A 25,257-nucleotide genomic window follows, 5' to 3' on the forward strand; every position below is an offset into this window, starting at 1 on the left:
CTTGTTCGCTTCGAGCAGGAGATGACCCCATGACCAAGTCCCAGCGCACCGCTCTCGCGGTGCTGTCGGCCGCGATGCTGATGACCATCCTCGACGGCAGCATCGTGACCGTCGCCATGCCGGCGATCCAGGAGGACCTCGGCTTCTCGCCGGCCGGCCTGAGCTGGACCGTGAACGCCTACCTGATCGCTTTCGGCGGTCTGCTCCTGCTGGCGGGACGCCTCGGCGACCTGATCGGCCGCAAGACGATGTTCATCACCGGCACCGTCGTCTTCACCGCGGCCTCGGTGCTGGCAGGCGTCGCGACCACCCCCGCCGTGCTGGTCGGGGCCCGATTCCTGCAGGGCGTCGGCAGCGCGATCGCCGCCTCGGTGGTCCTCGGTATCCTGGTGACGATCTTCACCGAACCCCGCCAACGGGCAACGGCCATCGGTGTTTTCAGCTTCACGGGCGCCGCGGGCGCCTCGATCGGACAGGTGCTCGGCGGCGTGCTCACCGACGCGCTGAACTGGCACTGGATCTTCCTGATCAACGTGCCGATCGGCGTGCTGACCGTGCTGGTGGCGGTGCGAGCGCTGCCCGCCGACCGCGGCCTCGGCTGGTCCGCCGGTGCCGATGTGCTGGGTGCGGCCCTGGTTACCGTCGGTCTGATGCTCGGCATCTACACCGTCGTCGAAGTCGAACGCTACGGCTGGGTCTCGGCGCACACTCTCGGCCTCGGCGCACTCGCCGCCGCACTGCTCGCGGCCTTCGTCCTCCGTCAGGCCACCGCGACCAACCCGCTGCTGCCGTTGCGAATCTTTCGCTCCCGCACGGTCTCCGGCGCCAATGTGGTTCAGATGCTCACTCTCGCGGCCATGTTCGCCTTCCAGATCATCGTCGCGCTCTACCTGCAGAAGGTGCTGGGCTACAACGCCGTGCAGACCGGCCTGGCCATGCTGCCCGCCGCCGTCGCCATCGGCGGGGTGTCGCTGTTCGCCTCTGCCCGGCTGATCACCCGCTTCGGTGAGCGGGCCGTGCTCATCGCGGGTCTGTCCCTGTTGCTGGCCGGGATGTCGTGGCTGACGCGGCTTCCGGTCGATGCTGGCTACCTCACCGACGTGCTGCCGGTGATGGTGGCCGTCTCCGGTGGCGGGCTGGTGCTGCCCGCACTCACCGCGCTGGGCATGTCGGGCGCCGACGCCGACGACGCCGGCCTGGCCTCGGGGCTGTTCAACACCACCCAGCAGGTCGGCATGGCGATCGGCGTCGCGGTGTTGTCCACCCTCGCCGCCGCACGGACCGGCACCGAACTGGTGGCCGGAGCGTCCGACGCTGCCGCTCTGACCAGCGGATACCGGCTGGCGTTCACGGTCGCGGCCGGACTGCTCGCCGCGGCCCTGGTCGTCGGCGTCACCGTGCTGCGCAAGCGGCACACGTCCGAGGAGGCAACGGTCGCGCAAGCCGTCCCGGCCTTCTGACGCGACGAATCGCGGTAACCACCCCCGCGATTCACCCCCCGGGTGGATGTCCGCCCGGGGGGTGCGGTGGTGTCCTCGAAAGATGCTGACCGATCGCACGACGTTGACCCAATTCCTCATCGAAGAGCGCAGGCGCCATCCCGGTTCCAGCGGTGAGCTCAATTCCCTGATCCTCGACGTCGCGCTGGCCTGCAAGGCGATCTCCAAGCGCATCGCCTCCGGTGCGCTCACCGGCGTCCTCGGCGGCGCCGGTGTGGTGAACGTGCAGGGTGAGCAGCAGCAGAAGCTCGACGTGGTCGCCAACGAGCTGTTCCTGCGCGCCAACGAATGGGGCGGCCAGCTGGCGGGAATGGTGTCGGAGGAGCTCGACGACCCGTATGCGATCCCGCCCGACTATCCGCGCGGCAAATACCTGCTGGCGTTCGATCCGCTCGACGGTTCGTCCAATATCGACGTGAATGTCGCTGTGGGCAGCATCTTTTCGATTCTGCGCGCCCCGAACCCCGGCATCGACGCGACGACGGTGGACTTCCTGCAGCCCGGCACCGAGCAGGTCGCCGCGGGTTACGCGATCTACGGCCCCGCGACGCAACTCGTGCTCACCGTCGGCACCGGCGTGCACGCCTTCACTCTCGATCCCGAACTGGGCGAGTTCTTCCTGACCGGGCAGAACCTGCGGCTGTCGGAGTCCACCTCGGAGTACGCGGTCAACAGTTCCAACCGTCGATTCTGGGAACCGGCCGTGCGCCGCTACATCGACGAATGCCTGGCGGGCGCGACGGGTCCGCGCGAGAAGGACTTCAACATGCGCTGGGTGGCGTCGCTGGTGGTCGAAACCCACCGCATCCTGACCCGGGGCGGGGTGTTCCTGTACCCGCGCGACTCGAAGGACCCGGCCAAGGAGGGCAGACTGCGGCTGCTCTACGAGGCCAACCCCATCGCCTTTCTGATCGAGCAGGCCGGCGGCCTGGCCTCGACCGGTCGCGAGCGCATCCTCGACGTCGCCCCCACCGAACTGCACCAGCGGATCGCGTTCATTTTCGGTTCCCGCGACGAGGTAGCGCGCATCGTGAGATACCACGCCGACGCGGCCGAGGAGCCCGACGGCCAGTGGAGTCCGCTGTTCGGTCTCCGCGGTCTCTACCGTTCCACCACCTGAGGAGGAGATTCATGTCCGCCAAGCACCCTGTCGTCGCCATCACCGGGTCATCCGGTGCCGGAACAACGTCGGTGATGCGCACGTTCGATTCGATCTTCCGCAGGGAAGGCATCGACGCCGCGTACGTCGAGGGCGACAGCTTCCACAGGTTCGACCGGGCCGGCATGAAGGAGGAGCTGGCGCGAGCGCTGTCGGACGGTGACCACACCTTCAGCCATTTCGGCGCGGAGGCCAACCTGTTCGAAGACCTCGAGAAGCTGTTCCGCGGCTACGGCGAGACCGGTACGGGCCGGGTGCGAAAGTACCTGCACGACAAGGAGGAAGCGGCGCCCTACGACCAGGAACCCGGCACCTTCACACCGTGGGAGGACCTGCGCCCCGGCACCGACCTGCTGTTCTACGAGGGTCTACACGGGGCGGTCGCCAACGAACAGGTCGACGTGGCACAGTACGCGGACCTGCTCATCGGGGTGGTGCCGGTGATCAACCTCGAGTGGACCCAGAAGCTGCACCGCGACAAGGACAAGCGCGGCTACTCCACCGAGGCGGTGACCGAGACGATCCTGCGCCGCATGCACGACTACGTGAATTTCATGTGCCCGCAGTTCTCCCGCACCCATGTGAACTTCCAGCGGGTTCCCGTGGTCGACACATCGAATCCCTTCGTGGCCCGGACCATTCCGACGCCAGATGAGTCGATGCTGGTGATCCGGTTCGCCGACCCGCACGGCATCGACTTCCCGTATCTGCTGTCGATGCTGCACGACTCGTTCATGTCGCGCCCGAACACGATCGTGTGTCCCGGCGGGAAGATGGACCTGGCGATGCAGCTGATCTTCACGCCGATGCTGTTGCGGCTCATGGAACGTCGCGGCCGCACGCGCTGAGCCCGATTCGACGGCCACCTCAGGCGAGGTGGCCGTCGAACCATGTCACCAGCTCCGGGTCGTCGAGCCCGTCGGCGACCAGCACTGCCGCCGAGAGGTCGTCGGTGCGCGTGTAGGCGTTCTGGGCGGCCACGCACCGCAGTCCCGCGGCTACCGCCGACCGCACGCCGTTGGACGAGTCCTCCACGGCCACTGCTTGATCGGGGGACAGTCCGGTCTGGATCAGGACATCCAGATACACCGCGGGGCTCGGCTTCAGGACAGGCACTTCGGTGCCGGTGGTCACGGTGTCGAACGGCTCACCGAAAGCGTGCTTCAGCAAGGGTTCGACCCACGCGCGGGTGCCGGTGGTCGCCACGTGCAACCGGACACCGTGCGACCGGAGCCGTTCGATCAGTTCCCGCGCGCCCGGACGGGCACGGATGTGCCCGTCCGCTGCCATCTGCCGCATGATGCGGGTCTTGGTGCGGTGCACCTGATGCGCGAGCGCCCGCGCTTGCTCGACGGGCCTGCCCTGCTGTTCGAACCAGAACGCCAGCCGTTGCGCGCCCCCGGCCACCTTCAGCAGCTTCCCGTACTCCTCGACCGCCCAGCGATCAGGAAGACCCGCCTCGGCGAAGGCCGCGTTGAAAGCCACCCGATGGCCGTCGCGCTCGCTGTCCACCAGGGTGCCGTCGACGTCGAAGATCACCGCCCGCAGGCGAGTCACAGCGCACCGTCGAGGTATTCGCGAATCCGGTCGAGTACGGCGCGCACGGTGAATCCGTGACAAGCCATGACCTCGTCGCCGGGGCCGCTGTGCCCGAAGTCGTCGATCCCGATCGCCAGGTCGACCAGCCCGGTCCAGCCCGCCGTACTTCCCGCCTCGATGCTGATGGTGTGCGCCGCGGCGTCGCGGGTGAAGCGCGTCCGATCCATCACCGACACCACCCGCACGGCGAACCCTTCTGCCCGTAGCTGCTCGGCGGCGGCGACCGCCAGTGCGACTTCCGAACCGGTAGCGACGATGTGGATGCTGGGAAGCGCTGCTGTGGATGGTCTGCCGGCCACCGTGCCGACCGCGTCGGCTCTCGAGAGCGCACTATCGGGCCAGGTAGCACTCTCCGCGAGTTCCAGCTGGGGCAGTGACTGGCGGGACAGGATCAGCGCGGTCGGTCCGTCGACCCGGCTCAGCGCGAGTTCCCAAGCGAGAGCGGTCTGCGCATCGTCGGCCGGTCGCAACACCTGCAGCCCCGGAATCACCCGGAGCGACTCGATCTGCTCGACGGGTTGATGTGTCGGCCCGTCCTCGCCGACCGCGACGGAATCGTGGGTGAGCACATAGATCACCGGCTGCCCCATCAGTGCCGACAGCCGCAGGGCGGGACGCAGATAGTCGGCGAACACCAGGAACGTACTGCCGAAGACCCGGAACCCGCCGTGCAGGCTCATCCCGTTCAGAATCGCCGCCATCCCGAACTCGCGAATACCGAAAGCGACAGCGCTGGAACTGAAGTCGTCGCGATGCACCACCTCGCCGCACACGGTGCCGGTCGACCCGGCCAGGTCGGCCGACCCGCCCACCAATTCCGGCATCACCGACAGCGCCGCGTGCAAACACGCCTGTGAGGACTGCCGGGTGGCGCGCGGTGCCCGCGCGGCGACGGCTTCCAGCGCGTCCGGCAAACCCGCAGGCAGCAGTCGCGCACGGGCGCGCCGGAACTCGGCGGCGCGCACCGGCGCGACGGCGTCGAACGCCGCGAACTCCTCGAGCCAGGTCGCATGCTCCGCACCACCGAGCGCGGCCAGCACCGCGCACGTCGCCTCGACCTGCTCGGGCACGGTGAACGGCGGAAGAGTCCATCCCGCCAGCTCTTTGGCCTGTGCGAGTCGTTGGGCGCCCAGCGGCGAGCCGTGCGCCTTCGGCGTTCCGGCGACGCCGGGCGCACCGTGACCGATCACCGTGCGCACCGCGAGAAAGCTCGGCCGGGGATCACCCTTCGCCCGGGTCAGCGCGGCGTCGATCGCCTCGATATCGGTCCCGTCCGGCACCACTTCGGTATGCCACCCATAGGCCGCGAACCGCGCCACCTGATCGTCACCGCACGAGCGCCCGACCGCGCCGTCGATGGTGATCTCGTTGTCGTCCCACAGCACGGTCAGCCCGCCGAGCCCCAAATGCCCTGCGAACGAGGCGACTTCGTGACTGACACCTTCCATCAGGCAGCCGTCGCCGACGATCGCGTAGGTGCGATGACCGGTGATCTCCGGATACCGGGCGGCGGTCATCCGCTCGGCGAGGGCCATGCCCACCGCCATCGCCAGCCCCTGACCCAACGGGCCGGTGGTGCACTCCACGCCGGGCGTCTGCCCGAACTCGGGATGACCCGGCGTCCGCGACCCCAGTTGCCGGAAGCGCCGCAGTTCCTCGACGGGCAGGTCGTAGCCGAACAGGTGCAACAGTCCGTACAGCAGCGCCGACCCGTGTCCGGCCGAGAGCACGAACCGGTCCCGATCGGCCCACTCGGGATCGGCCGGGTCATGGCGCAGGTGCCGGCTCCACAGCGTCCACGCCATCGGCGCCGCCCCCATCGGCATGCCGGGGTGACCCGACTGCGCGGCCTCCACCATGTCGGCCGCGAGGAAGCGCAGGGTGTCGACGGCGAGCTGGTCGGTCTCCACCGTCGGCGTGAAAGTCGTTGGCGCGATATCGGTCATCAGGCTGCCGCTCCCGCGACGGTGGCGGCATCGCGAAGCCGCTTGACCGCGGCCGCCTTGCCTTCGGGGCAGCCGTACATCCACGATCCCGAGATGAACACGTCGGCGCCGGCCGCGGCCGCGCCGCCGATCGTGTCACCGGTGATCCCGCCGTCCACTTCGAGCTCGATGGAGTGCCCGGACTCGTCGATCATCCGGCGCAACCGCGTGATCTTCGATTCCACGGCCGGAATGTAGGCCTGCCCACCGAAACCCGGATTCACGGTCATGGCCAGGATCAGGTCGGTCTCGGCCAGCACGTGCGCGACGACCTCGGCGGGGGTGTGCGGATTCACCGCGACACCGCTGCGCGCGCCCAGTTCGCGGATCCTGGCGAGCGTGCGATGCAGATGCGTACAGGATTCGGCGTGCACGATGATCAGCTCGCAACCCGCGTCGACGTACGTGCTGAGCAGCCCATCGGGATTCACCACCATGAGGTGCGCCTCGAACCCCACGGTGCTGTGCGAACGCGCCGACGCGATGACATCGGGACCGAAGGTGAGGTTGGGGACGAACACGCCGTCCATCACGTCCCATTGGATCCGGTCGACGCCCGCCGCGCACAGATCGCGCACTTCTTCACCGAGGCAGGCGAAATCGGCGGGCAAGACCGACGGCACTATGAGCGGCCGACGAACTGAGGACTCCGGCATGGCGCGGCCTTTCTGATCGGGTCCGTTCATCGGACCGCACCGGCGTACCCGCCGCACTCCCCCTCGGGGGTGGCGGCCCGGGTGAGATCTCGTCAATGCCCGTAGCCGCGCTGCCGCTCGCCGTAGGGTGGAGTGATGCCGGAGTTACCTCCGACCCCGTTGAAGCTTGTGCTCGTCGACGATCACGAAATGGTGCTGCACGGGCTCGACGCCATGCTCGGACACTTTCCCGACGACGTGATGATCGTCGGCCAGTCCACCACCGACACCGCCGCGCTGCGGATGGTCGCCGAACATCGGCCCGATATCGTCCTGTGCGATGTTCGCATCGGCAAGGCCAGTGGCTTGGATCTGTGCCGTCAGATCACCCTGCAATATCCCGAGACCAAGGTCGTGTTGCTGACCGTCTACGACGACGAGCACTACCTGTACCAGGCGCTGCGCGTGGGGGCGTCGGGCTACATTCTCAAGCGGGTCGACGGGCGCGAACTGGTCGCCCAGTTGTGCCGCGTCCGCGAAGGCGAGACGGTGGTCGACGCCGCACTGGCCGGTCGGGTGGCGCTGGCCGCGGCCCGGCTCAGCGCGGGCCAGTTCTGGTCCGGCGCGCACCTCGGACTGACCCAGCGTGAGTCGGAAGTGCTGGGACTGTTGGTCTCCGGCCACTCCAATCGCGCGGTCGCGAGCAAGCTGGTGGTCAGCGAGGACACCGTGAAAACCCATATTCGCGGGCTGTATCGCAAGCTGGGGGTGTCCGATCGCAGCGGGGCGATCGCGGTCGCGTTGCGGGAGGGGCTGTTCCGGTGAGCTTCGCGAGCGGCGCGGTGCCCACGGCGGCGGAGCTGGCGCCACTGCTCGGCGCCGAAGGCGTGCTGCTCTACGCCGTCGACGGCCAGGATCTGAGCATCGTCGATCTGTGGCCTTCGCATCCCTCGGCGGGTTCGTTGCGGTTGCAGGTCGGATTCGGGGTGACCGGGTTGGTGGCCCGCACTCGTACGCCGGTGCTGCTCGACAACGACTCGCCACGTAATGCTCTGCACCGCAGACTTCTACGTCTGGATCCGCAGCAGACGGTCGCGCGGATGTGTCTGCCGCTGCCTGGGTTGGAAGGCGATGTGGTCGGCGTGCTCGCCGTGCACCGCCGTCCCCGTGACCCGTTCGGGCAGCACGACCTCGACGTCGCGCAGCAGTACGCGGGCGTGCTCGGCCTGTGGTTGCACGCGCAGCGGCTGTTCCGCACCGTCAACCGGCAGCGCACCGAGCGCGACCGCCTGGTCGAGCAGGCGATCACCGCTCAGGAGGCCGAACGCAGACGCATCGCCTTCGATCTGCACGACGGCGTCACCACCGCCCTGGCCTCGATGTCGTTTCACCTGTCCGCCGCCGATCTCACCGTCTCCGAACTCGCCGCCCACGTCGACGTCACCGACGGAGCCAGCCTGCGCGATCTCGCCAGGGCCCGCGCCGAACTCGTCAGCGCGCGCGAGCTGGCCGATTTCGCCTACAACGCGACCAGGGCGGCGATCTCGGGCCTGCACAGTCTCGTCCTCGACGACCTCGGCCTGGTCGCCGCGATCGAATCGCTGGTGCGCACGGTGAGTGGCGAAGGCCCGCCGACGATCGAATTCCTCGTCGATCACGCCGCCGCCATCGACGACATCCCCGACCACGCCGCCGCCACCCTGTACCGGATCGCCCAGGAAGCGCTCGCGAACGCGGTGAAACACGCTGATGCGCAACGGATCGTGCTCTCCCTGCGCCGGGTCGGCGACTCGGCGATCTTCGGATGTTCCGACGACGGTGCGGGTTTCGACCCGGCAGCGCAGCGTGCCCATCGCGCCGCCGACGCCGACGGCGAACAACATTTCGGCCTGAGCTCGATCGCGGAACGCTGTGCCCTGATCGAAGCCTCGCTGCGCGTGGAATCGATGCGGGGACGCGGAACCACGGTGCTGGTGGAACTACCGCTGAAGTAGCGGCGGGCACCGGCCAACGAACGCAGCAGCGGTGCCCGAGGGGTAGCGCCGCTGCTGCGCGTTGCCACCGCGCTCAGGGCGGCTGCCGAGCGGACCCGCTTACGCGGTGTGCTCGGCGGCAGCAGAGGCGTTGCGGCAGTTCTGGAGCAGAACACGGTGTGCTGCGGGAACTTCGGAGTTCGTTCCACCCCAAGTGTGCAGGGCCGCGCTCACGAGCGCGCGCCCGAAGGAGAATGTCACAGGCCACGGCCGCTCGTCGACGGCGGCGAGCTCGCTCAGAAAAGCACACACCCGCGAGGTGGGATGCCCACCGGACAGGAACGCGATGCCCGCCACCTCGGCGGGCACCAGCTCACGCAGCACGGCGAAGGTCGCGGCCGCGACGTCGGCGGGCGGGGCAGCCGCGGCGTCCAGACCGGGGGTGACGAAGTTGGGCTTGAGCACGATGCCGGTGAGATCCACCGCGGCGTCGACGAGTTCGGTGAACACCGCGCTCAGGGCCAGGCGTGTCGCCTTCGCCGAGGCCGCGAGGTTGTGGTCGCCGGTGCACAGCACCTCGGGCTCGACGATGGGGACGATGCCGTGCTGCTGACACAGCGCGGCATAGCGGGCCAGCGCGTGCCCGTTGGCGGCGGCGGAGTAGGGGGTGATGGTGTGCACGTCGAACACCGCCCGCCACTTGGCGAACGCCGCCCCTCGATCGGAATAGGAGGCCAGCCGTGCGCCGAGCCCGTCGAGCCCCTCGGTGATCAGCGCACCGCCCTGGCCGGGGAGCGCGGTGGTGCCGGTGTCGACCTTGATGCCGGGCAGGACGCCGAGTTCGCGCGCCGCGATCGGGAACGGGCGCCCATCGGCGAGATCCTGGCCGAAGGTCTCGTCGCACAGGATGATTCCGCTGATCCATTCCGGCAGACCGTCGGCGGTGAGCAGCAGTTCGCGGTAGTCGCGCCGGGCGGTCGCGCTCGCGGGAACCCCTTCCTGTTCCAGGCGCGACGACATGGTCTTGATCGACTCGTCGGCGGCGAGAATGCCGCGGCCGCCGCTGGTCAGCTGCTGGGCGACGTCGGCGGGGAGTGTCGTCATGACGACCAGCATGCGAGCATCCGGTCGCCGCCGTCCTCACCCCTTCGGGCGAGGACGGGTGTGAAATGCGGCCGCGCCCACCTGCTCCGGATCGCACAGGTGCGCCACGAACAGTCGGGTCGCCGCGGTCGGTTCCTGGGTCGTGCAGACGTGCCACGGCCGGTCGAGAGGGGTGCCCGGCACGCTGTAGGAGACCAGTTCCCCCGAGGCGAGTTGCTCGCGCGCGGCCTCCTCGTGCACGAGCGTGACACCGAGCCCCTCGCGTGCCGCGGCCACGGCGGCGCCCGAGGTACCGAGGGTGAGCAGCGGTGGCGCCGCCTGTAATCGGCTCAGCAACGACAGCGTGGTGTCGCGGGTGCCGGAGCCGATCCCGGTGAGCAGCCAGGGCGTGGTGAGCGGATCGTCGACCAGCCCGGGCCGCCCGACCAGCACCAGCCGGTTGGCCCGCTGGGCGGCGGTGACCAGCCCGGAGCCCCGCGGCGGTCGACCGGCCAGGGCGATATCGAAGACGTGGTCGGCGGCGCGGGCGAACAGCTCGCCGCGCGTCAGCACCGACAGCGACAGTTCCACGTGCGGATGGGCTTGGGCGAAGGTGGCCATCAGTGCAGGCAGCACGTACTCACTGGCCGTCGCGACCGCGCCGATGCGCACCCGTCCGCGATCGGCGTCGTGCACCGCCCCGGCCGCCTCCGCGAGCAGCCCGAGCAGCTTGCGCACGTAAACGGCGAAGATCTCGCCCGAATCCGTGGCCACGATACCCCGGCCCGACTTACCGAAAAGCGTTGTGCCCAGCGCGTCTTCGAGTGCGGCGAGCGCGGCCGACACCGCCGGCGGCGTCACATGCAACGTCTGCGCGGCGGCACGCACACTCCCGGTGTCGTACACGGCGAGGAAGGTGCGCAGCCGACCCCAGGTAGCGGCCGCGGGCAGGTCGGGGCTGGCGAACATCATTCAATTATGTCTTAACAGTGCACAGGAAACATTCCATTGTCGCTGAACAGTCGCGCCCACACACTGAAAGTGCTTCATAGGCGTGACCCGAAAGGAACGGCGATGACGACGATCGACAACGACGGCGCGGCGACCAAAGAGCGTTGGGATCCAGGTGTACAGAGTTATGCCGGAATGGGTTACTGGAACCCCGATTACATCCCCAAGGACACCGACGTGCTCGCCGTGTTCCGGGTCACCCCCCAGGACGGCGTCGACCCGATCGAGGCCGCGGCCGCCGTCGCGGGCGAATCGTCCACCGCCACCTGGACTGTCGTGTGGACCGACCGGCTCACCGCCAACAGCCACTACCAGGCCAAGGCGTACCAGGTCGACGAGGTTCCGGGCAGGCCCGGTGAGTACTTCGCCTACATCGCCTACGACATCGACCTCTTCGAGGAAGGCTCCATCGCGAACCTGACCTCCTCGATCATCGGCAACGTCTTCGGTTTCAAGCCGCTCAAGGCGCTGCGCCTGGAGGACATGCGCATCCCCGTCGCCTACACCAAGACCTTCCAGGGCCCCGCCCACGGCATCGTCATGGAACGGGAGATGCTCAACAAGTACGGCCGCCCGCTGCTCGGCGCCACCATCAAGCCCAAGCTGGGCCTGTCGGCCCGCAACTACGGGCGCGTGGTCTACGAGGCCTGTCGCGGCGGCCTCGACTTCACCAAGGACGACGAGAACATCAACTCCCAGCCCTTCATGCGCTGGCGTGACCGCTTCCTCTACGCGATGGAGGGGGTGAACCGGGCGATGGCCGAAACCGGCGAGATCAAGGGCCATTACCTCAATGTCACCGCGGGCACGATGGAGGAGATGTACCGGCGGGCGAACCTCGCCAAGGAACTCGGCAGCGTGGTGGTGATGATCGACCTCACCATCGGCTACACCGCCATCCAGTCGATGGCGCACTGGGCCCGCGAGAACGGCCTGCTGCTGCATCTGCACCGGGCCGGGCACTCCACCTACACGCGGCAGAAGACGCACGGCGTGAGCTTCCGGGTGATCGGGAAGTGGTCGCGGCTCATGGGTGTCGACCACGTGCACGCGGGCACCGTCGTCGGCAAGCTCGAGGGCGACCCGGCCACCACCCGTGGCTTCTACGACACGTTGCGCGACAACAACGTTCCCCGCAATCTCGGCAACGGCATCTTCTTCGATCAGGACTGGATCTCGATGCCCGGCGTGATGCCGGTGGCCTCCGGCGGCATCCACGCCGGCCAGATGCACCAGCTCCTCGACCTTTTCGGCGACGACGTGATCCTGCAGTTCGGCGGCGGCACCATCGGGCACCCGTACGGCATCGCCGCGGGCGCCGAGGCCAACCGGGTGGCGCTCGAGGCAATGGTCAAGGCGCGCAACGAAGGTCGCGATCTGCTGATCGAAGGACCCGACGTGCTGCGCAGGGCCGCCAAGCACTGCACCCCGCTGCAGGCCGCCCTGGACACCTGGGGCGACATCACCTTCGACTACACCAGCACCGACGCCCCCGATGTGGTGGCGACTCCGGTGCCCTCGATCTGACCAGGAGCACCCGATGAAACTGCGCTACGGAACCTTCTCCTACCTGCCCGACCTCACCGACGACGAGATCGCGGCCCAGGTGAAGTTCGCCCTCGATCACGGCTGGCCGGTCTCGCTGGAGTACACCGACGACCCGCACCCACGCAACGTCTACTGGGAGATGTGGGGGCTGCCGATGTTCGACCTGGCCGAACCCGACGGCGTGCTCGCCCAGCTCGCCGATTGCCGGGCCACCTTCCCGCAGCACTACATCCGGCTGCTGGCCTACGACGCGTCCCTGGGCAGGCAGTCCACCGCGATGTCGTTCCTCGTCCAGCGACCGGCACACGAGCCCGGCTTCCTGCTCGAACGCGTCGAGGGTCCCGACCGCACCCAGCGGTACTCGGTGAAGTCCTACGCCACCGCCCGTCCGACCGGCGATCGGTACGCGGGCGAGTGAACTGATGGATACACCAAAGGGATTCGGGTTCCACCGACCGTCGGCGGGCGGCGCGGCGCAGACCACGGCAGTCGAGGAGCAGACGCCCGAGCCCGCGATTCTGGGCGACGACGAGGTGCTCGATCTCTCGGCCGACGAGGCCGCGGCCAGGGTGAGCGACACCCTGGCCGCGCTCGACGCCGAGCTGGTCGGCTTGGCCTCGGTCAAGCGCCGGGTCCGTGAGATCGCCTCGCTGCTCCAGGTCGACCGGGCGCGGCGCCGGTTCGGGCTCACCACCACGCGGCCCACGTTGCACATGAGCTTCACCGGCGGTCCCGGCACCGGCAAGACCACGGTCGCGCTGCGGATGGCGGCCATCCTGCACGCACTCGACTACATCAGGGCCCCGCGCGTGCACACCGTCACCCGCGACGACCTGGTCGGCCAGTTCATCGGCCACACCGCGCCCAAGACCAAGGAGGCGATCGCCCGCGCGGCCGGGGGAGTGCTGTTCATCGACGAGGCCTACTACCTGTTCCGGCCGGAGAACGAGCGGGACTACGGGCAGGAGGTGATCGAGATCCTGCTCACCGAGATGGAGAACGAGCGCGGTGATCTGGTGGTGATCTTCGCCGGCTACCCCGACCGGATGGCGACCTTCTTCGCCGCCAATCCGGGCCTGAGTTCCCGGGTGCCGCACCATCTCACGTTCGCCGACTACGACCATGCGGAACTGACCCAGATCGCCGGACTGATGGTGGAGTCGGAAGGATTCGCCTTCGACGACGACGCGCACAAGGCGTTCGCCGAGTACCTCACGCTGCGCATGGAGCAGCCCAGGTTCTCCAACGCGCGCAGCGTGCGTAACGCGATCGAACGCTGCAGGCTGCGGCAGGCCCGCAGGCTGGTCGCGCTCGACCGGCCACTGGGCAAGTCCGACCTCATCACGCTCACCGCCGAGGACGTCTACGGCAGCAGCGTCTTCGAGCCGGCCCAGGACTGAGTCACGCGCGCGGCGGAAAGCCCGATAACCGGCATCTATCAGGTGATCGGGCTTTCCGCTTTGACAAGGGTGGACAATGTGAGAAGCCTTTTGTCAGATATGCCGACCGCGCGGTGCCGCAGAACTGAAGAGAAGCTGACACATGACCTCGATCGAGGACCCAGAAGATGATCTGAGCGTGACCCCGCCCAAGACCTGGGCGGTCGGCGTTCCCGCGGTGGCGCACGCGATCGAGTACTCGCTCTCGCAGAACTCCCCGGCCCGCACCGCGCTCACCTTGCTCAACATCAATCAGACCAAGGGCTTCGACTGTCCCGGCTGCGCGTGGCCCGAGCCCACGCGCCGCCACCTCAACGAGTACTGCGAAAACGGCGCCAAGCACATCAACGACGAGGCCACCACCCGCCGCGTCACCCGGCAGTTCTTCGCCGAGCATCCGGTCGCCGAGCTCGACACCATGTCGGATTACTGGCTCAACCAGCAGGGCAGGCTCACCGAGCCTATGGTGAAGCGGCCCGGCGCCACGCACTACGAGCCCATCGGCTGGGACGATGCGTTCGGCGTGCTGGCCGGCGAACTGCGTGGGCTCGACAGCCCCGACGAGGCCCTGTTCTACACCTCGGGGCGGCTCAACAACGAGGCCGCGTTCCTGCTGCAACTGTTCGCCCGCGCCTATGGCACCAACAACCTGCCCGACTGCTCGAACCTGTGCCACGAGTCGAGCGGTTCCGCGTTGGCGCAGACCATCGGTGTCGGCAAGGGCAGCGTGTCCCTCGACGACATCTACGAAGCCGACCTGGTCTTCGTCGTCGGCCAGAACCCCGGCACGAACCATCCGCGCATGCTGTCGGCGCTCGAGGAGACCAAACGCAACGGCGGCAAGATCGTGGCGGTGAACCCGCTGCCCGAGGCCGGGCTGATCCGGTTCAAGAACCCGCAGAAGGCGCGCGGGGTGCTCGGGCGCGGCACCGAGATCGCCGATATCTTCCTCAAGATCCGCCCCGGCGGCGACCTGGCCCTGTTCCAGATGCTGAACAAACTGCTCCTCGACGCCGAGGACGCGGCGCCGGGCACGGTGCTCGACCACGCGTTCATCGCCGCGCACACCAGCGGTTTCGACGCGTTCGCCGAGCACACCAGGACGGTGAGCTGGGAGCACGCGCTCACCGCCACCGGGCTCACGCGCGCGGAGATCGAGGCCGTGCACCAGCAGGTGGTGGCCAGCAAGAAGGTGATCGTGTGCTGGGCGATGGGTTTGACCCAGCACAAGCACGGCGTGCCCACGATCCGCGAGATCGTCGACTTCCTGCTGCTGCGCGGCAACCTCGGCCGACCCGGCGCCGGGGTGTGTCCGGTGCGCGGGCACAGCAATGTCCAGGGCGACCGCACCATGGGCATCTGGGAGCGGATGCCGCAGTCGTTCCTGGACGCGCTCGGCACGGAGTTCGGTTTCACCCCGCCCGCGGCCCACGGGCTGGACGCGGTCGGTGCCATCCGGGCCATGCGCGACGGCAAGGCGAAGGTATTCGTCGGTGTCGCAGGCAATTTCGTGCGGGCCACGCCCGACAGCGAGGTCACCGAGGCGGCCCTGCGGCAGTGTTCGCTGACCGTGCAGATCTCCACCAAACTCAACCGCTCCCACACGGTCTGCGGCGAGACGGCACTGATCCTGCCCACACTGGGTCGCAGCGATCGCGACATCCAGGCCACGGGTGAGCAGTTCTACACGGTCGAGGATTCGATGAGTCAGGTCCGCACGTCGCGGGGGCGCCTCGACCCGGCCTCACCCGAGTTGCTCAGCGAGATCGCGATCATCTCCCGGCTGGCGCGCAGCACGCTGGGGGCGGAGTCCGCGATTCCGTGGGAGGAATTCGTCGCCGACTACAGCACCGTGCGCGACCGTATCTCCCGGGTCGTACCCGGCTTCGAGAACTTCAACGAGCGGGTCACCGCGCCGGGCGGGATGCTGCTGGTCAATCCGGTCAACAAGGGCATCTACCGCACCGCGAGCGGGAAGGCCGAGTTCACCCGCAACGACTTCGACATGATCGACGCGCCGCCGGGATACCTTGTGCTGCAATCACTGCGGTCCCACGATCAGTGGAACACCATTCCCTACGCGAGCAACGACCGCTATCGCGGCATCCACCACGCCCGCCGGGTGGTGATGGTCAACCCCGACGACCTGGCCGAGCGGGGGATCGCCGACGGGGAGCTGGTCGACATCGTCAGCATCTGGCACGACGGCACCGAGCGCCGCGCGGAGAAGTTCGTCGCCGTCGGGTACCCGGCCAGCCGTGGGTCGGCCGCCGCGTACTACCCGGAGACCAACGTGCTGGTTCCGCTCGACAGCGTCGCCGACATCAGCAACACGCCGACCTCGAAAGGCATCATCGTCCGTTTGGAGCCGGTGGTCCGACGGGCTGGGACCGACGGCGACGAGCGCGCATAGATACACTGCTCTCATGTCCGTGCGCACCCGTCAGCCACTAGTTCCCGGTACCCAGTCGCCGATCCGGGAAGTTCCCCGCTCCATCGAGCGGCCCGAATACGTGTGGAAGAAGACCGCGAACGAGGGCAACGAGCCCTGGGTACAGACCACCGAGACCATCGAGAAGATGCGAATCGCCGGCAAGATCGCGGCGCGGGCACTCGAAGAGGCGGGTAAGGCCGTGGTTCCCGGCGTTACCACCGACGAGCTCGACCGGATCGCCCACGAGTACATGTGCGACCACGGCGCCTACCCGTCGACGCTGGGCTACAAGGGTTTTCCCAAATCCTGCTGCACCTCGCTCAACGAGGTCATCTGCCACGGCATCCCCGACTCGACGGTGGTCGAAGACGGTGACATCGTCAATATCGACGTCACCGCCTTCATCCACGGCGTACACGGCGACACCAACAAGACCTTCCTGGCCGGCGATGTCGACGAGGAGGTGCGTCTGCTCGTCGAGCGCACCGAAGAGGCCACCAACCGGGCCATCAAGGCGGTCAAGCCGGGTCGCGCCCTGAACGTGGTCGGGCGTGTCATCGAGGCCTACGCCAACCGCTTCGGCTACGGCGTGGTGCGCGACTTCACCGGCCACGGCGTCGGCCCCACCTTCCACAGCGGACTGGTGGTGCTGCACTACGACCAGCCCAACATCGAGTCGGTGATCGAGCCCGGCATGACCTTCACGATCGAGCCGATGATCAACCTCGGCGGCATCGACTACGACATCTGGGACGACGGCTGGACCGTGGTCACCCAGGACCGCAAGTGGACCGCGCAATTCGAGCACACACTGGTCGTCACCGACACGGGTGCGGAAGTTCTGACCTTGCCGTGAATCGGCGCAGGTCGAGGCTCGCGCCTTTGGGTCGTCACCGACACGGGCGCGGAAATTCTCACGCTGCCGTGAGCGCGCCCCTGCGCGGCGCGCTGTTGATCGCGGGTACCACCTCCGACGCCGGGAAGAGTGTCGTGGTGGCGGGTATCTGCCGGATGCTGGCGCGACGCGGGGTGCGGGTGGCGCCGTTCAAGGCGCAGAACATGTCGAACAACTCGGTCGTCACCCTCGACGGCGGGGAGATCGGGCGTGCCCAGGCGCTGCAAGCTCGAGCCTGCGGGCTGGAGCCGAGCGTGCGGTTCAACCCGGTGCTGTTGAAGCCCGGTAGCGATCGCCGCTCGCAGCTGGTGGTTCGCGGCGCCGCTGTCGGAACTGTCGGCGCGCGTGACTATTTCACTCGTCGGCAGGAACTGCGCGAGGTCGTCGCGGCCGAATTGGCCTCGTTACGTGACGAATTCGACGTAGTGATCTGTGAGGGGGCGGGCTCACCGGCCGAAATCAATCTCAGGGCAACCGATCTCGCGAACATGGGTTTGGCCCGCGCCGCCGATATTCCGGTGCTGGTGGTGGGCGACATCGACCGCGGCGGCGTTCTCGCCCACCTGTTCGGCACCGTCGCCGTGCTGGAACCCGAAGATCAGCAGCTCATCGCGGGCTTCCTCATCAATAAATTCCGCGGTGACGTGTCCCTGCTGCAACCCGGCCTCGACCAGCTGGTCGCGCTGACCGGCCGCCCCACCCTCGGCGTTCTTCCCTTCGCCGAAGAGCTCTGGCTCGATGCCGAAGATTCCCTCGGCACCCTCTCCGGTGCCCCCGTGGGCCGCCCAGGCCCGCCGCACGGCACCGACTGGCTCACCGTGGCCGCCATCCGCCTCCCGCGAATCTCCAACTCCACCGACATCGAGGCTCTCGCCTGCGAACCCGGCGTCTCGGTCCGCTGGGCCGACAGCCCCCATCAGCTGGCCACCGCCGACCTCGTGATCGTTCCCGGCAGCAAGGCGACCATCTCCGACCTGAACTGGTTGCGCGCCAACGGAATCGCCGATGCTCTTCGTGCTCGCGCCGTCGCAGGCCGTCCCGTCCTCGGCATCTGTGGCGGCTACCAGATGCTCGGCACCCGCATCGTCGACGGCGTCGAGCACACAGCGGCAGCGGGTCAGGCCGACGTCCCCGAATCGGGGTCTGCGCGGCCCTGCGTGGTGGACGGCCTCGGTCTCCTCGACCTCGATATCGAATTCGCGGACCCCAAGATCGCCCGGCAGGTGTCGGGCATCGCGGGCGCGGACCCCCTGCACGGCTACGAGATCCATCACGGCCGCGTCACCCGCACCGCCGACCCCGCCTGGCTGACCATCGACGGCGACCCGGAAGGAAGTGTGCGAGAAGCGATCTGGGGCACCCATGTCCACGGGCTCCTCGAGTCCGACGAGTTCCGCCGCACCTGGCTCACCGAGGTGGCCGCCCGCGCCGGACGCACCGGCTTCACCGTCGCGCCCGGCACCTCGGTCGCGGCCGTCCGATCCGCGCAACTCGACCTCCTCGCCGACCTCATCGAGAAACACGTCGACCTCGTGGCGCTGGACCAGCTGATCCGCGACGGCGCCCCGGCCGGCATCCCGGTCATCCGAACGTCCCAGTGACCCAGCGCGCCGTGGACGCGGCGGTGTGCGGCTCGTCTCGCCTCACAGCCCGGGGCGCGGCGTTGTGACAGGTTCGGCAATTCGGGTGTTGTGGGCAGTGAAAGCCCAGTACACGGGGGTGTGCGGATCGGCGGGCCGCGGCGGAACAGGCCGCGTTGTTCAGGCTGGACGTGTACCGTAACCCGGCATGAAATCTCGGCAGATCACGGTCGGTGACCAGGCCTGGACGGTGCGGGTCGACGGACCATCTTCGCGGCACAATGTGCTGCTGCTTCCCGATGCGGACGACCCTGCCGACGTGTTCGACAAGGTGTGCACGCGGCTGCACGAATCCGACTTGCAGACCATCGTCGTGGAGTCAGTCGAGGGGCTCGATCCGGCGGGTGTGCGCGCGATTCTCGACGAACTCGAACTGCCCTACGTCAACGTCGCGGGGCGTGGGTCGGGCGCGGAGCTGGCGTGGCGGGTGTGCGCGGGCCGGTTCGGCCGGTTCATGAGTCTGGTCGTCGCCGACCACGGGCACCCGGCGGTTCCCGACGCCGACGGCCGAGTCCCCGACGCGACCTGTCCGCCGCTGGAACTGCCCGTCACGATGCTGGTCACCAAGGGCCTGCCCCGCGCCACCGCCGACGCCTCCGGCCGCTATGTCTACGGCGAATTCCGGGTCGTCCCACTGGAAGTCGACAACATCGCCACCGAGGCGGGCCACGAATTCGCCACCGAGATCGTCCTGCGCACCAGCCTCTGGTAGATGCGGCCGAGCTCACCAGGCACTGACGCGGATCGCTGATCGCGCCAGAGCCTGGTGAGCGGTGTGTCCGGATCAGGACTTGCGGTAGGCCGCCAACCAGTCGAGCCAGTTGTCGGTTTCCTGGAATGCGTTGGCGCGCACGGCTTCCGAGGACAGGAACACGTCGTGGCGGGCGCCGTCGATCGGGACGATCGAGGTGCGCTCGCCCAGACAACCCGCCCAGCGCTGGATCTGCTTCACATCGAGCACGGCATCGGCCACGTCGACGGCGGGGGAGTGCTCACGGGCGAACTTGGTGAGCCGCGAACGCAGGATCAGCGCCGGCACGCCGATGGTCAGGCCCTGGTGCAGGCGCGCGTGTCCCCGGCGGATGGCGCGCAGCCAGCCCAGCCGCACCGGTTCACCGCTGAGCGGCTTCCAGTCCAGGTTGTAATCCCACTCACCCGAGCGGCTGGTGTGCAGGCTGTCGCCGTAGGCGGTGCTGACGCCGCCGGGCAACTGGGCGAAGGCGCGGAACCGGCCCACGGCGTTGATCACGGGGGTGCCGACGGTGCGGTAGAAGGACGGTCCCTGGAGGTCGAACCAGGGGCTGTTGAGGACGACCCCGGCCACACCCGCCGCCGCGCTGCCACCGGCCGCCTCGAGCCGGTCCAGCCACAGCGGCACGATCAGGCCACCGGTCGAATGCGCGACGATCAGCACATCGTTGCCGGTCTCCTCGCGCGCGATCCGCAGCGCCTCGGTCAGCTCGTCGTCGTAGAGCGCCAGGTCGCTCACGTAGTGCGCGCTCTGTCCTTCTCGCCGCGACCGCCCGCATTTACGCAGGTCGAGCGCGTAGAACCGGTGCCCGCGCGCCGCGAAATGCTCGGCCAGATGCTCCTGGAAGAAGTAGTCGGTGAACCCGTGCACGTAGAGCACGGTCGGCTCGATCGCCGGCGCCGTGGCATCGGGCAGATAGCGCACGAGCGTGGCCACCACCTCGCCCTCACCGTCGGGGTCGATACCGAGCGGGAGGGTCCGCTGTTGATAGGCGGTGCCGAGAACATCGGGTTGCCACTGCTCGTCGGTTCGATCAGCGAGGGTTTCTTTCGTCACACTGCTCAATCTATCGCGCGGTCATGGTGACGTGCAGGCTTGCTTTTCATCACATTCGGGAGGTCCGTTGCAGAACTGTGCTCAGCTGAGGTGCACAATTGGCATCAGGTGAACGACGGGTAACCTACCTCCCGGCGATTCACCGCGAGTCGCATGAACACCGCCAAAGCGCCCGCGCCAAGCGAACTCACCTGCCGGTGGGTAGCTGAGAAGGACAAGGAAGTCGATCTACCCGTGCCGAACGCTGCGAAGAGTGAAAAGACCGATGTAGTTCTCATCGGCGCTGGCATCATGAGTGCCACGCTGGGCGCGCTGCTGCGGCAGCTGCAGCCGGATTGGACGATCTCGGTGTTCGAGCGGCTCGACGCCGCCGCCGCGGAGAGCAGCGACCCGTGGAACAACGCGGGCACTGGCCACTCGGCGCTGTGTGAGCTCAACTACAGCCCGCAGAACGCCGACGGCTCGGTCGACGTGAGCAAGGCCGTCGACATCAACGAGCGCTTCCAGGTCTCGCGCCAGTTCTGGGCCTCCGCTGTCGACGCAGGCGTGCTGGACGACCCCGCGGGCTTCATCAACCCCATCCCGCACGTCAGCTTCGTGCACGGCGCCGACAACGTCGACTACCTGCGCAAGCGCTACGAGGCACTGTCGCCGCACCCGCTGTTCCGTGGCATGGAGTACATCGACACCCCCGACGAGTTCGCCGCGCGCCTGCCGCTGATGGCCAAGGGCCGTGACTTCAGCGACCCGATCGCGCTGAACTGGTCCGACGGCGGCACCGATATCGACTTCGGCGCGCTCACCAAGCAGCTGCTCGCCTACATCGGCTACTCCGGCGGCGAGATCGCCTTCGGCACCGAGGTCCGCAACCTCGACAAGCAGTCCGACGGGTCGTGGAACGTCACCGTCCGCAATCTGCGCACCTACCAGTCGCGCACCATCAACGCGAAGTTCGTGTTCGTCGGCGCCGGTGGTGGCGCGCTGCCGCTGCTGCAGAAGGCAGGCATCGCCGAAGCCAAGGGCTTCGGCGGCTTCCCGATCAGCGGCCAGTTCCTGCGCTCCACCAACCCGGAGCTGATCGCCGCGCACGAGGCCAAGGTCTACGGCAAGGCCGCCGTCGGCGCGCCGCCCATGTCGGTGCCGCACCTCGACACCCGCGTCATCAACGGCCAGAAGGGCCTGCTGTTCGGCCCCTATGCCGGCTGGACCCCCAAGTTCCTCAAGGACGGCTCCAACGCCGACCTGTTCAAGTCGATCAAGCCGAACAACATCGGCTCGCTCGTCGGCGTCGGTCTCACCGAGCTCGGCCTGACCAAGTACCTGGTCGAAGAGCTGCTCAAGTCGCAGAACGGCAAGGTGGGCGTACTCGGGGAGTTCCTGCCGCGCGCGCAGGGCCGCGACTGGGAGCTCATCACCGCCGGTCAGCGCGTGCAGGTCATCCGCCGCAAGGGTGTGGGTGGCGTGCTCGAGTTCGGCACCGCGGTCATCTCCGCGCAGGACGGCTCCATCGCCGGTCTGCTCGGTGCGTCGCCGGGTGCGTCGACCTGCGTCACCGCCATGCTCGACGTGATGCAGCGGTGCTTCCCGGAGCAGTACACCGGCTGGACGCCGCAGCTGCAGCAGATGATCCCCTCCCTCGGCCAGAAGCTGTCGGAGAACCAGGCCCTGTTCCAGGAAGTGTGGGACTGGACCAGCAAGTCGCTGAAGCTGGACGGCACCACCGCGCCTGCGAACGAGCAGGTCTCGAGCTACGCCCAGGTGTGAGCGCCGAACTGAGACGGGCGTGGGCGGCGGATCTCGACGCCGCCACCCTGTACCGGTTGTTGTGCCTGCGCGTCGAGGTGTTCGTCGTCGAGCAGGAATGCGCCTATCCCGAGCTGGACGGGCGCGACCTGCTGGCGACGACGCGGCACCTGTGGCTCGACGACGGTTCCGTGCTCGCCACGTTGCGCCTGCTCGACGAGTCCGACAACGGGGTCACCAGCTATCGCATCGGCCGGGTCTGCGTCGCGCAGTCCGCTCGCAAACACGGGTACACCACCCGGCTGATGCAGGCCGCACTGGCCGAATCCGGCTCGGCCACTGTGCGACTGGATGCCCAGTCGCACCTGGTCGGCATGTACGCGAAGTTCGGTTTCGCCGTCGACGGGCCCGAATACGACGACGACGGGATCATGCACGTGCCGATGCGGCGCGGCTGAGGCGGTACACCGCCCGTCGATGCCCGGGGGAGGGCCCGCAACGGCGCGCGCATAGAGTTGGGGCGTGCCTGGTTTTGCTGATGTCGCCGCTGGTCCGCACACCGCCGCACGGGCGGCGGGTGAGGCGGGATTCCCGTTCTCCGCTGTGGTGGGGCAGGAGCGGTTGCAGCTGGCGTTGATCTTGTCGGCCGTGCACCCCGGGATCGGCGGGGTGCTGGTGCGGGGTGAGAAGGGCACGGCGAAGTCGACCGTGGTCCGCGCGCTCGCGCAGTTGCTGCCGCCCGTGGTCGACGAGACCGGGGCCCGGCCCGCCCGGCTGGTGGAGTTGCCGGTCGGCGCCACCGAGGACCGGGTTGTCGGGTCACTCGATCTCGAGCGGGTGCTGCGCGACGGGGAGCAGGCGTTCCGGCCCGGGCTGCTCGCCGCTGCCCACCACGGCGTGCTCTACGTGGACGAAGTGAACCTGCTGCACGACCACCTGGTGGACGTGCTGCTCGACGCGGCGGCGATGGGACGCGTGCACGTCGAGCGCGACGGTGTCTCGCACTCGCATCCGGCGCGGTTCGTGCTGGTCGGCACGATGAACCCCGAAGAAGGCGAGTTGCGCCCGCAGCTGCTCGACCGGTTCGGGCTCACGGTCGATGTGGCGGCCTCGCGCGAGGTCGACGTGCGGATGGCGGTGGTGCGCCGTCGCCTCGACTACGAGGCCGACCCGGCCGCGTTCGCCGCCCGCTATGTCGACGCCGATCAGGTAGTGGCCGAACGCATTCTGACCGCACGCGACCGGTTGCCCGAGGTCGCGCTGGACAATGCGGAGCTGCGCCGGATCGCGGCGCTGTGCGCGTCGTTCGATGTCGACGGGATGCGTGCCGACCTCGTCGTCGCCCGGACCGCGACCGCGCATGCCGCGTGGCGTGGACGGGATCGGGTCACCGAGGACGATGTGCGGATCGCGGCGGAACTCGCGCTGCCGCACCGTCGTCGGCGGGATCCGTTCGACGAGCCCGGGATCAGCGAGCAGCAGCTCGACGAAGCGATGGACGCCGCGGCCGCCGAGGTCGACAAGGCTTCGGGGGATGAGGAATTCGACGGTTCGCGTGGACCGGGTGCCGAGGGGAACGGCCACCGGGACGAGCTCGACGCCGATGACGGTGACAGCGCGCACCCGGACGATGTCGACCCCGGTGGCCGCGAGGACGAGCGGTCGCGAGGCAGCGGTCGCGAAAGCGGTCCGGACGGCCTGGGTCCCGATGATGGTCCTGATGATGACGGCGGCCCTGATGGCGGCGGCCCGGACGATCGAGGACCGGACGGTGGCGGACCGGGCGGCGGCGGTTCCGGCGGCGACCGCTCGGACAGCTCCAACCAGGACAACGCGGGCAACGGTTCGCGACCCGGACCCGAAAAACTCTCGGGCACACCGACTTCGGCAGGCAAGCCCGCGCCGCGGTGGGAGGTCCCCGGTATCGGCGAAGGTGCCCCCGGGCGCCGTTCGCGCGCCCGGACCAGGACCGGCCGTACGGTCCGCCCCGACGCCGACCCGTCGACCGGCCTGCACCTGCTCGGCACCGTCTTCGCGGCCGCGCCGAAGCAATTCGAGCGTGGCAGGATCAGCGGCCCACTCGCCCTGGAAACCGAGGACCTGCGCGGCGCGTATCGCGAAGGCAGAGAAGGCAATCTGGTCGTTTTCGTGGTCGACGCGTCCGGCTCGATGGCCGCGCGCGACCGGCTCACCGCCGTCACCGGCGCGATTGTCACCCTGCTGCGCGATGCCTACCAGCGCCGCGACAAGGTGGCCGTGATCAGCGTCCGCGGCAGTACGGCCGAACTCGTTCTGCCGCCCACCTCCTCGGTCGACATCGCGGTCCGCCGCCTGGCCGGGATGCGTACCGGCGGCAAAACGCCACTCGCCGCGGGCTTGCAGAAGGCGCGCGAGGTGATCGCCCGCGAACACGTCCGCGACCCCCGCCGCCGCCCGATGCTGATCCTGCTCACCGACGGCCGTGCTACCGGCGGCACCGACCCGCTGCCACGGGCGCGCACCGCCGCCAAGCTGCTGGCCGCGCAAGGACACACCGCCATGGTCATCGACTGCGAGCGCGGCATGATCCGGCTCGGCCTCGCCGCCGAACTCGCTCGCGACCTGCGCGCCCGCTACCTGCGCTTGACCGAACTCACCGGCGAGACAGTCGCCGACGTGGTCCGTGCCACGGGTCTGCCCGCTCGAGCGGCGTAGAGGTTCCAGCCCGTCCGGCGTAGGGGGCGAGCCCTGTGAGTGTGCCGGGCGCACCCTGATAGAAAGGGTGACGAACCGGCACGCGCGGCCGACCCGAGAGGTACGGGTCGCGG

21 protein-coding genes are annotated in these 25,257 nt (G+C 68.6%); 15 read left to right on the forward strand and 6 right to left on the reverse strand.

The genetic code is table 11. The features are described from left to right. Positions 1-29: 29 nt before the first annotated feature. From ACFQ9R_RS19665 to ACFQ9R_RS19675, 3 genes are all read left to right on the forward strand, one after another. Entirely contained in the window at positions 30-1,460 is a 1,431-nt protein-coding gene (locus tag ACFQ9R_RS19665; RefSeq protein ID WP_378992262.1) for a DHA2 family efflux MFS transporter permease subunit, read from the forward strand. An 82-nt stretch (positions 1,461-1,542) separates the two neighbouring features. Then, positions 1,543-2,619 (forward strand): class 1 fructose-bisphosphatase, encoded by a 1,077-nt coding sequence (locus tag ACFQ9R_RS19670; protein ID WP_378992264.1) that lies wholly within the window; start codon positions 1,543-1,545, stop codon positions 2,617-2,619. 11 nt (positions 2,620-2,630) lie between these two features. Further along, positions 2,631-3,506: a phosphoribulokinase gene (locus tag ACFQ9R_RS19675; RefSeq protein ID WP_378992266.1), complete on the forward strand. Its 876-nt coding sequence runs from the start codon at positions 2,631-2,633 to the stop codon at positions 3,504-3,506. 19 nt (positions 3,507-3,525) lie between these two features. Here the strand turns inward: ACFQ9R_RS19675 and ACFQ9R_RS19680 are convergent, their stop codons facing one another. From ACFQ9R_RS19680 to rpe, 3 genes are read right to left on the reverse strand one after another with little or no spacing between them, the layout of a single operon-like run. Then, entirely contained in the window at positions 3,526-4,215 is a 690-nt protein-coding gene (locus tag ACFQ9R_RS19680) for an HAD family hydrolase (RefSeq protein ID WP_378992267.1), read from the reverse strand. Then, entirely contained in the window at positions 4,212-6,203 is a 1,992-nt protein-coding gene (gene tkt / locus ACFQ9R_RS19685; protein WP_378992268.1) for a transketolase, read from the reverse strand. Before tkt ends, ACFQ9R_RS19680 begins: the two co-directional genes overlap by 4 nt. After that, a complete protein-coding gene (gene rpe / locus ACFQ9R_RS19690) occupies positions 6,203-6,928 on the reverse strand; it encodes a ribulose-phosphate 3-epimerase (protein WP_378992269.1) in 726 nt (241 codons plus the stop codon). The genes tkt and rpe overlap by 1 nt, the downstream gene beginning before the upstream one ends. Before the next feature lie 105 nt (positions 6,929-7,033). On the opposite strand from rpe, the gene ACFQ9R_RS19695 reads away from it, so the two are divergent. Together ACFQ9R_RS19695 and ACFQ9R_RS19700 are read left to right on the forward strand one after the other, a co-directional pair. Next, positions 7,034-7,702, forward strand: a complete 669-nt coding sequence (locus tag ACFQ9R_RS19695; protein ID WP_378992271.1) for a response regulator — start codon at positions 7,034-7,036, stop codon at positions 7,700-7,702. Continuing rightward, positions 7,699-8,871, forward strand: coding sequence for a GAF domain-containing sensor histidine kinase (locus ACFQ9R_RS19700; RefSeq protein ID WP_378992273.1), 1,173 nt, complete (start codon positions 7,699-7,701; stop codon positions 8,869-8,871). Before ACFQ9R_RS19695 ends, ACFQ9R_RS19700 begins: the two co-directional genes overlap by 4 nt. Positions 8,872-8,970: 99 nt before the next feature. Here ACFQ9R_RS19700 and ACFQ9R_RS19705 read toward each other — a convergent pair whose 3' ends face one another. Both ACFQ9R_RS19705 and ACFQ9R_RS19710 read right to left on the reverse strand, forming a co-directional pair. Then, positions 8,971-9,954, reverse strand: coding sequence for a class I fructose-bisphosphate aldolase (locus ACFQ9R_RS19705; protein ID WP_378992275.1), 984 nt, complete (start codon positions 9,952-9,954; stop codon positions 8,971-8,973). Between the two features lie 36 nt (positions 9,955-9,990). After that, entirely contained in the window at positions 9,991-10,902 is a 912-nt protein-coding gene (locus tag ACFQ9R_RS19710; RefSeq protein WP_378992277.1) for a LysR family transcriptional regulator, read from the reverse strand. Between the two features lie 105 nt (positions 10,903-11,007). Between ACFQ9R_RS19710 and ACFQ9R_RS19715 the strand changes: the two genes are divergently transcribed. From ACFQ9R_RS19715 to ACFQ9R_RS19745, 7 genes are all read left to right on the forward strand, one after another. Next, the gene (locus ACFQ9R_RS19715) at positions 11,008-12,471 is read left to right on the forward strand and encodes a form I ribulose bisphosphate carboxylase large subunit (protein WP_378992279.1); all 1,464 of its coding nucleotides are present in this window, start codon (positions 11,008-11,010) and stop codon (positions 12,469-12,471) included. A 13-nt stretch (positions 12,472-12,484) separates the two neighbouring features. Beyond that, on the forward strand, positions 12,485-12,910 hold the full coding sequence (locus ACFQ9R_RS19720) for a ribulose bisphosphate carboxylase small subunit (protein ID WP_378992280.1): 426 nt from the start codon (positions 12,485-12,487) through the stop codon (positions 12,908-12,910). A gap of 4 nt (positions 12,911-12,914) precedes the next feature. Next, entirely contained in the window at positions 12,915-13,892 is a 978-nt protein-coding gene (locus tag ACFQ9R_RS19725; RefSeq protein WP_378992281.1) for an AAA family ATPase, read from the forward strand. Between the two features lie 142 nt (positions 13,893-14,034). Further along, the gene (locus tag ACFQ9R_RS19730; protein WP_378992283.1) at positions 14,035-16,344 is read left to right on the forward strand and encodes an FdhF/YdeP family oxidoreductase; all 2,310 of its coding nucleotides are present in this window, start codon (positions 14,035-14,037) and stop codon (positions 16,342-16,344) included. Between the two features lie 13 nt (positions 16,345-16,357). Next, a complete protein-coding gene (gene map, locus ACFQ9R_RS19735; protein ID WP_378992285.1) occupies positions 16,358-17,221 on the forward strand; it encodes a type I methionyl aminopeptidase in 864 nt (287 codons plus the stop codon). A gap of 68 nt (positions 17,222-17,289) precedes the next feature. Further along, on the forward strand, positions 17,290-18,861 hold the full coding sequence (locus ACFQ9R_RS19740) for a cobyric acid synthase (RefSeq protein ID WP_378992286.1): 1,572 nt from the start codon (positions 17,290-17,292) through the stop codon (positions 18,859-18,861). 187 nt (positions 18,862-19,048) lie between these two features. Beyond that, complete coding sequence (locus tag ACFQ9R_RS19745) at positions 19,049-19,612, forward strand: alpha/beta hydrolase (RefSeq protein WP_378626468.1); 564 nt, start codon at positions 19,049-19,051, stop codon at positions 19,610-19,612. A gap of 72 nt (positions 19,613-19,684) precedes the next feature. Here the strand turns inward: ACFQ9R_RS19745 and ACFQ9R_RS19750 are convergent, their stop codons facing one another. Further along, positions 19,685-20,707, reverse strand: coding sequence for an alpha/beta hydrolase (locus ACFQ9R_RS19750; protein WP_378992287.1), 1,023 nt, complete (start codon positions 20,705-20,707; stop codon positions 19,685-19,687). 153 nt (positions 20,708-20,860) lie between these two features. On the opposite strand from ACFQ9R_RS19750, the gene mqo reads away from it, so the two are divergent. The 3 genes from mqo to ACFQ9R_RS19765 all read left to right on the forward strand — a co-directional run bounded on the left by mqo (position 20,861) and on the right by ACFQ9R_RS19765 (position 25,144). Beyond that, positions 20,861-22,471 carry a malate dehydrogenase (quinone) gene (gene mqo / locus ACFQ9R_RS19755; protein WP_378992289.1) on the forward strand — a complete coding sequence of 537 codons (1,611 nt, stop codon included), beginning with the start codon at positions 20,861-20,863 and terminating at the stop codon, positions 22,469-22,471. Further along, entirely contained in the window at positions 22,468-22,908 is a 441-nt protein-coding gene (locus tag ACFQ9R_RS19760) for a GNAT family N-acetyltransferase (RefSeq protein WP_378992290.1), read from the forward strand. Before mqo ends, ACFQ9R_RS19760 begins: the two co-directional genes overlap by 4 nt. A gap of 145 nt (positions 22,909-23,053) precedes the next feature. Continuing rightward, complete coding sequence (locus ACFQ9R_RS19765) at positions 23,054-25,144, forward strand: VWA domain-containing protein (RefSeq protein ID WP_378992402.1); 2,091 nt, start codon at positions 23,054-23,056, stop codon at positions 25,142-25,144. Positions 25,145-25,257 lie beyond the last annotated feature (113 nt).

The organism is Nocardia sp. NPDC056541 (assembly GCF_042794235.1).
Taxonomy (GTDB): Bacteria; Actinomycetota; Actinomycetes; order Mycobacteriales; family Mycobacteriaceae; genus Nocardia.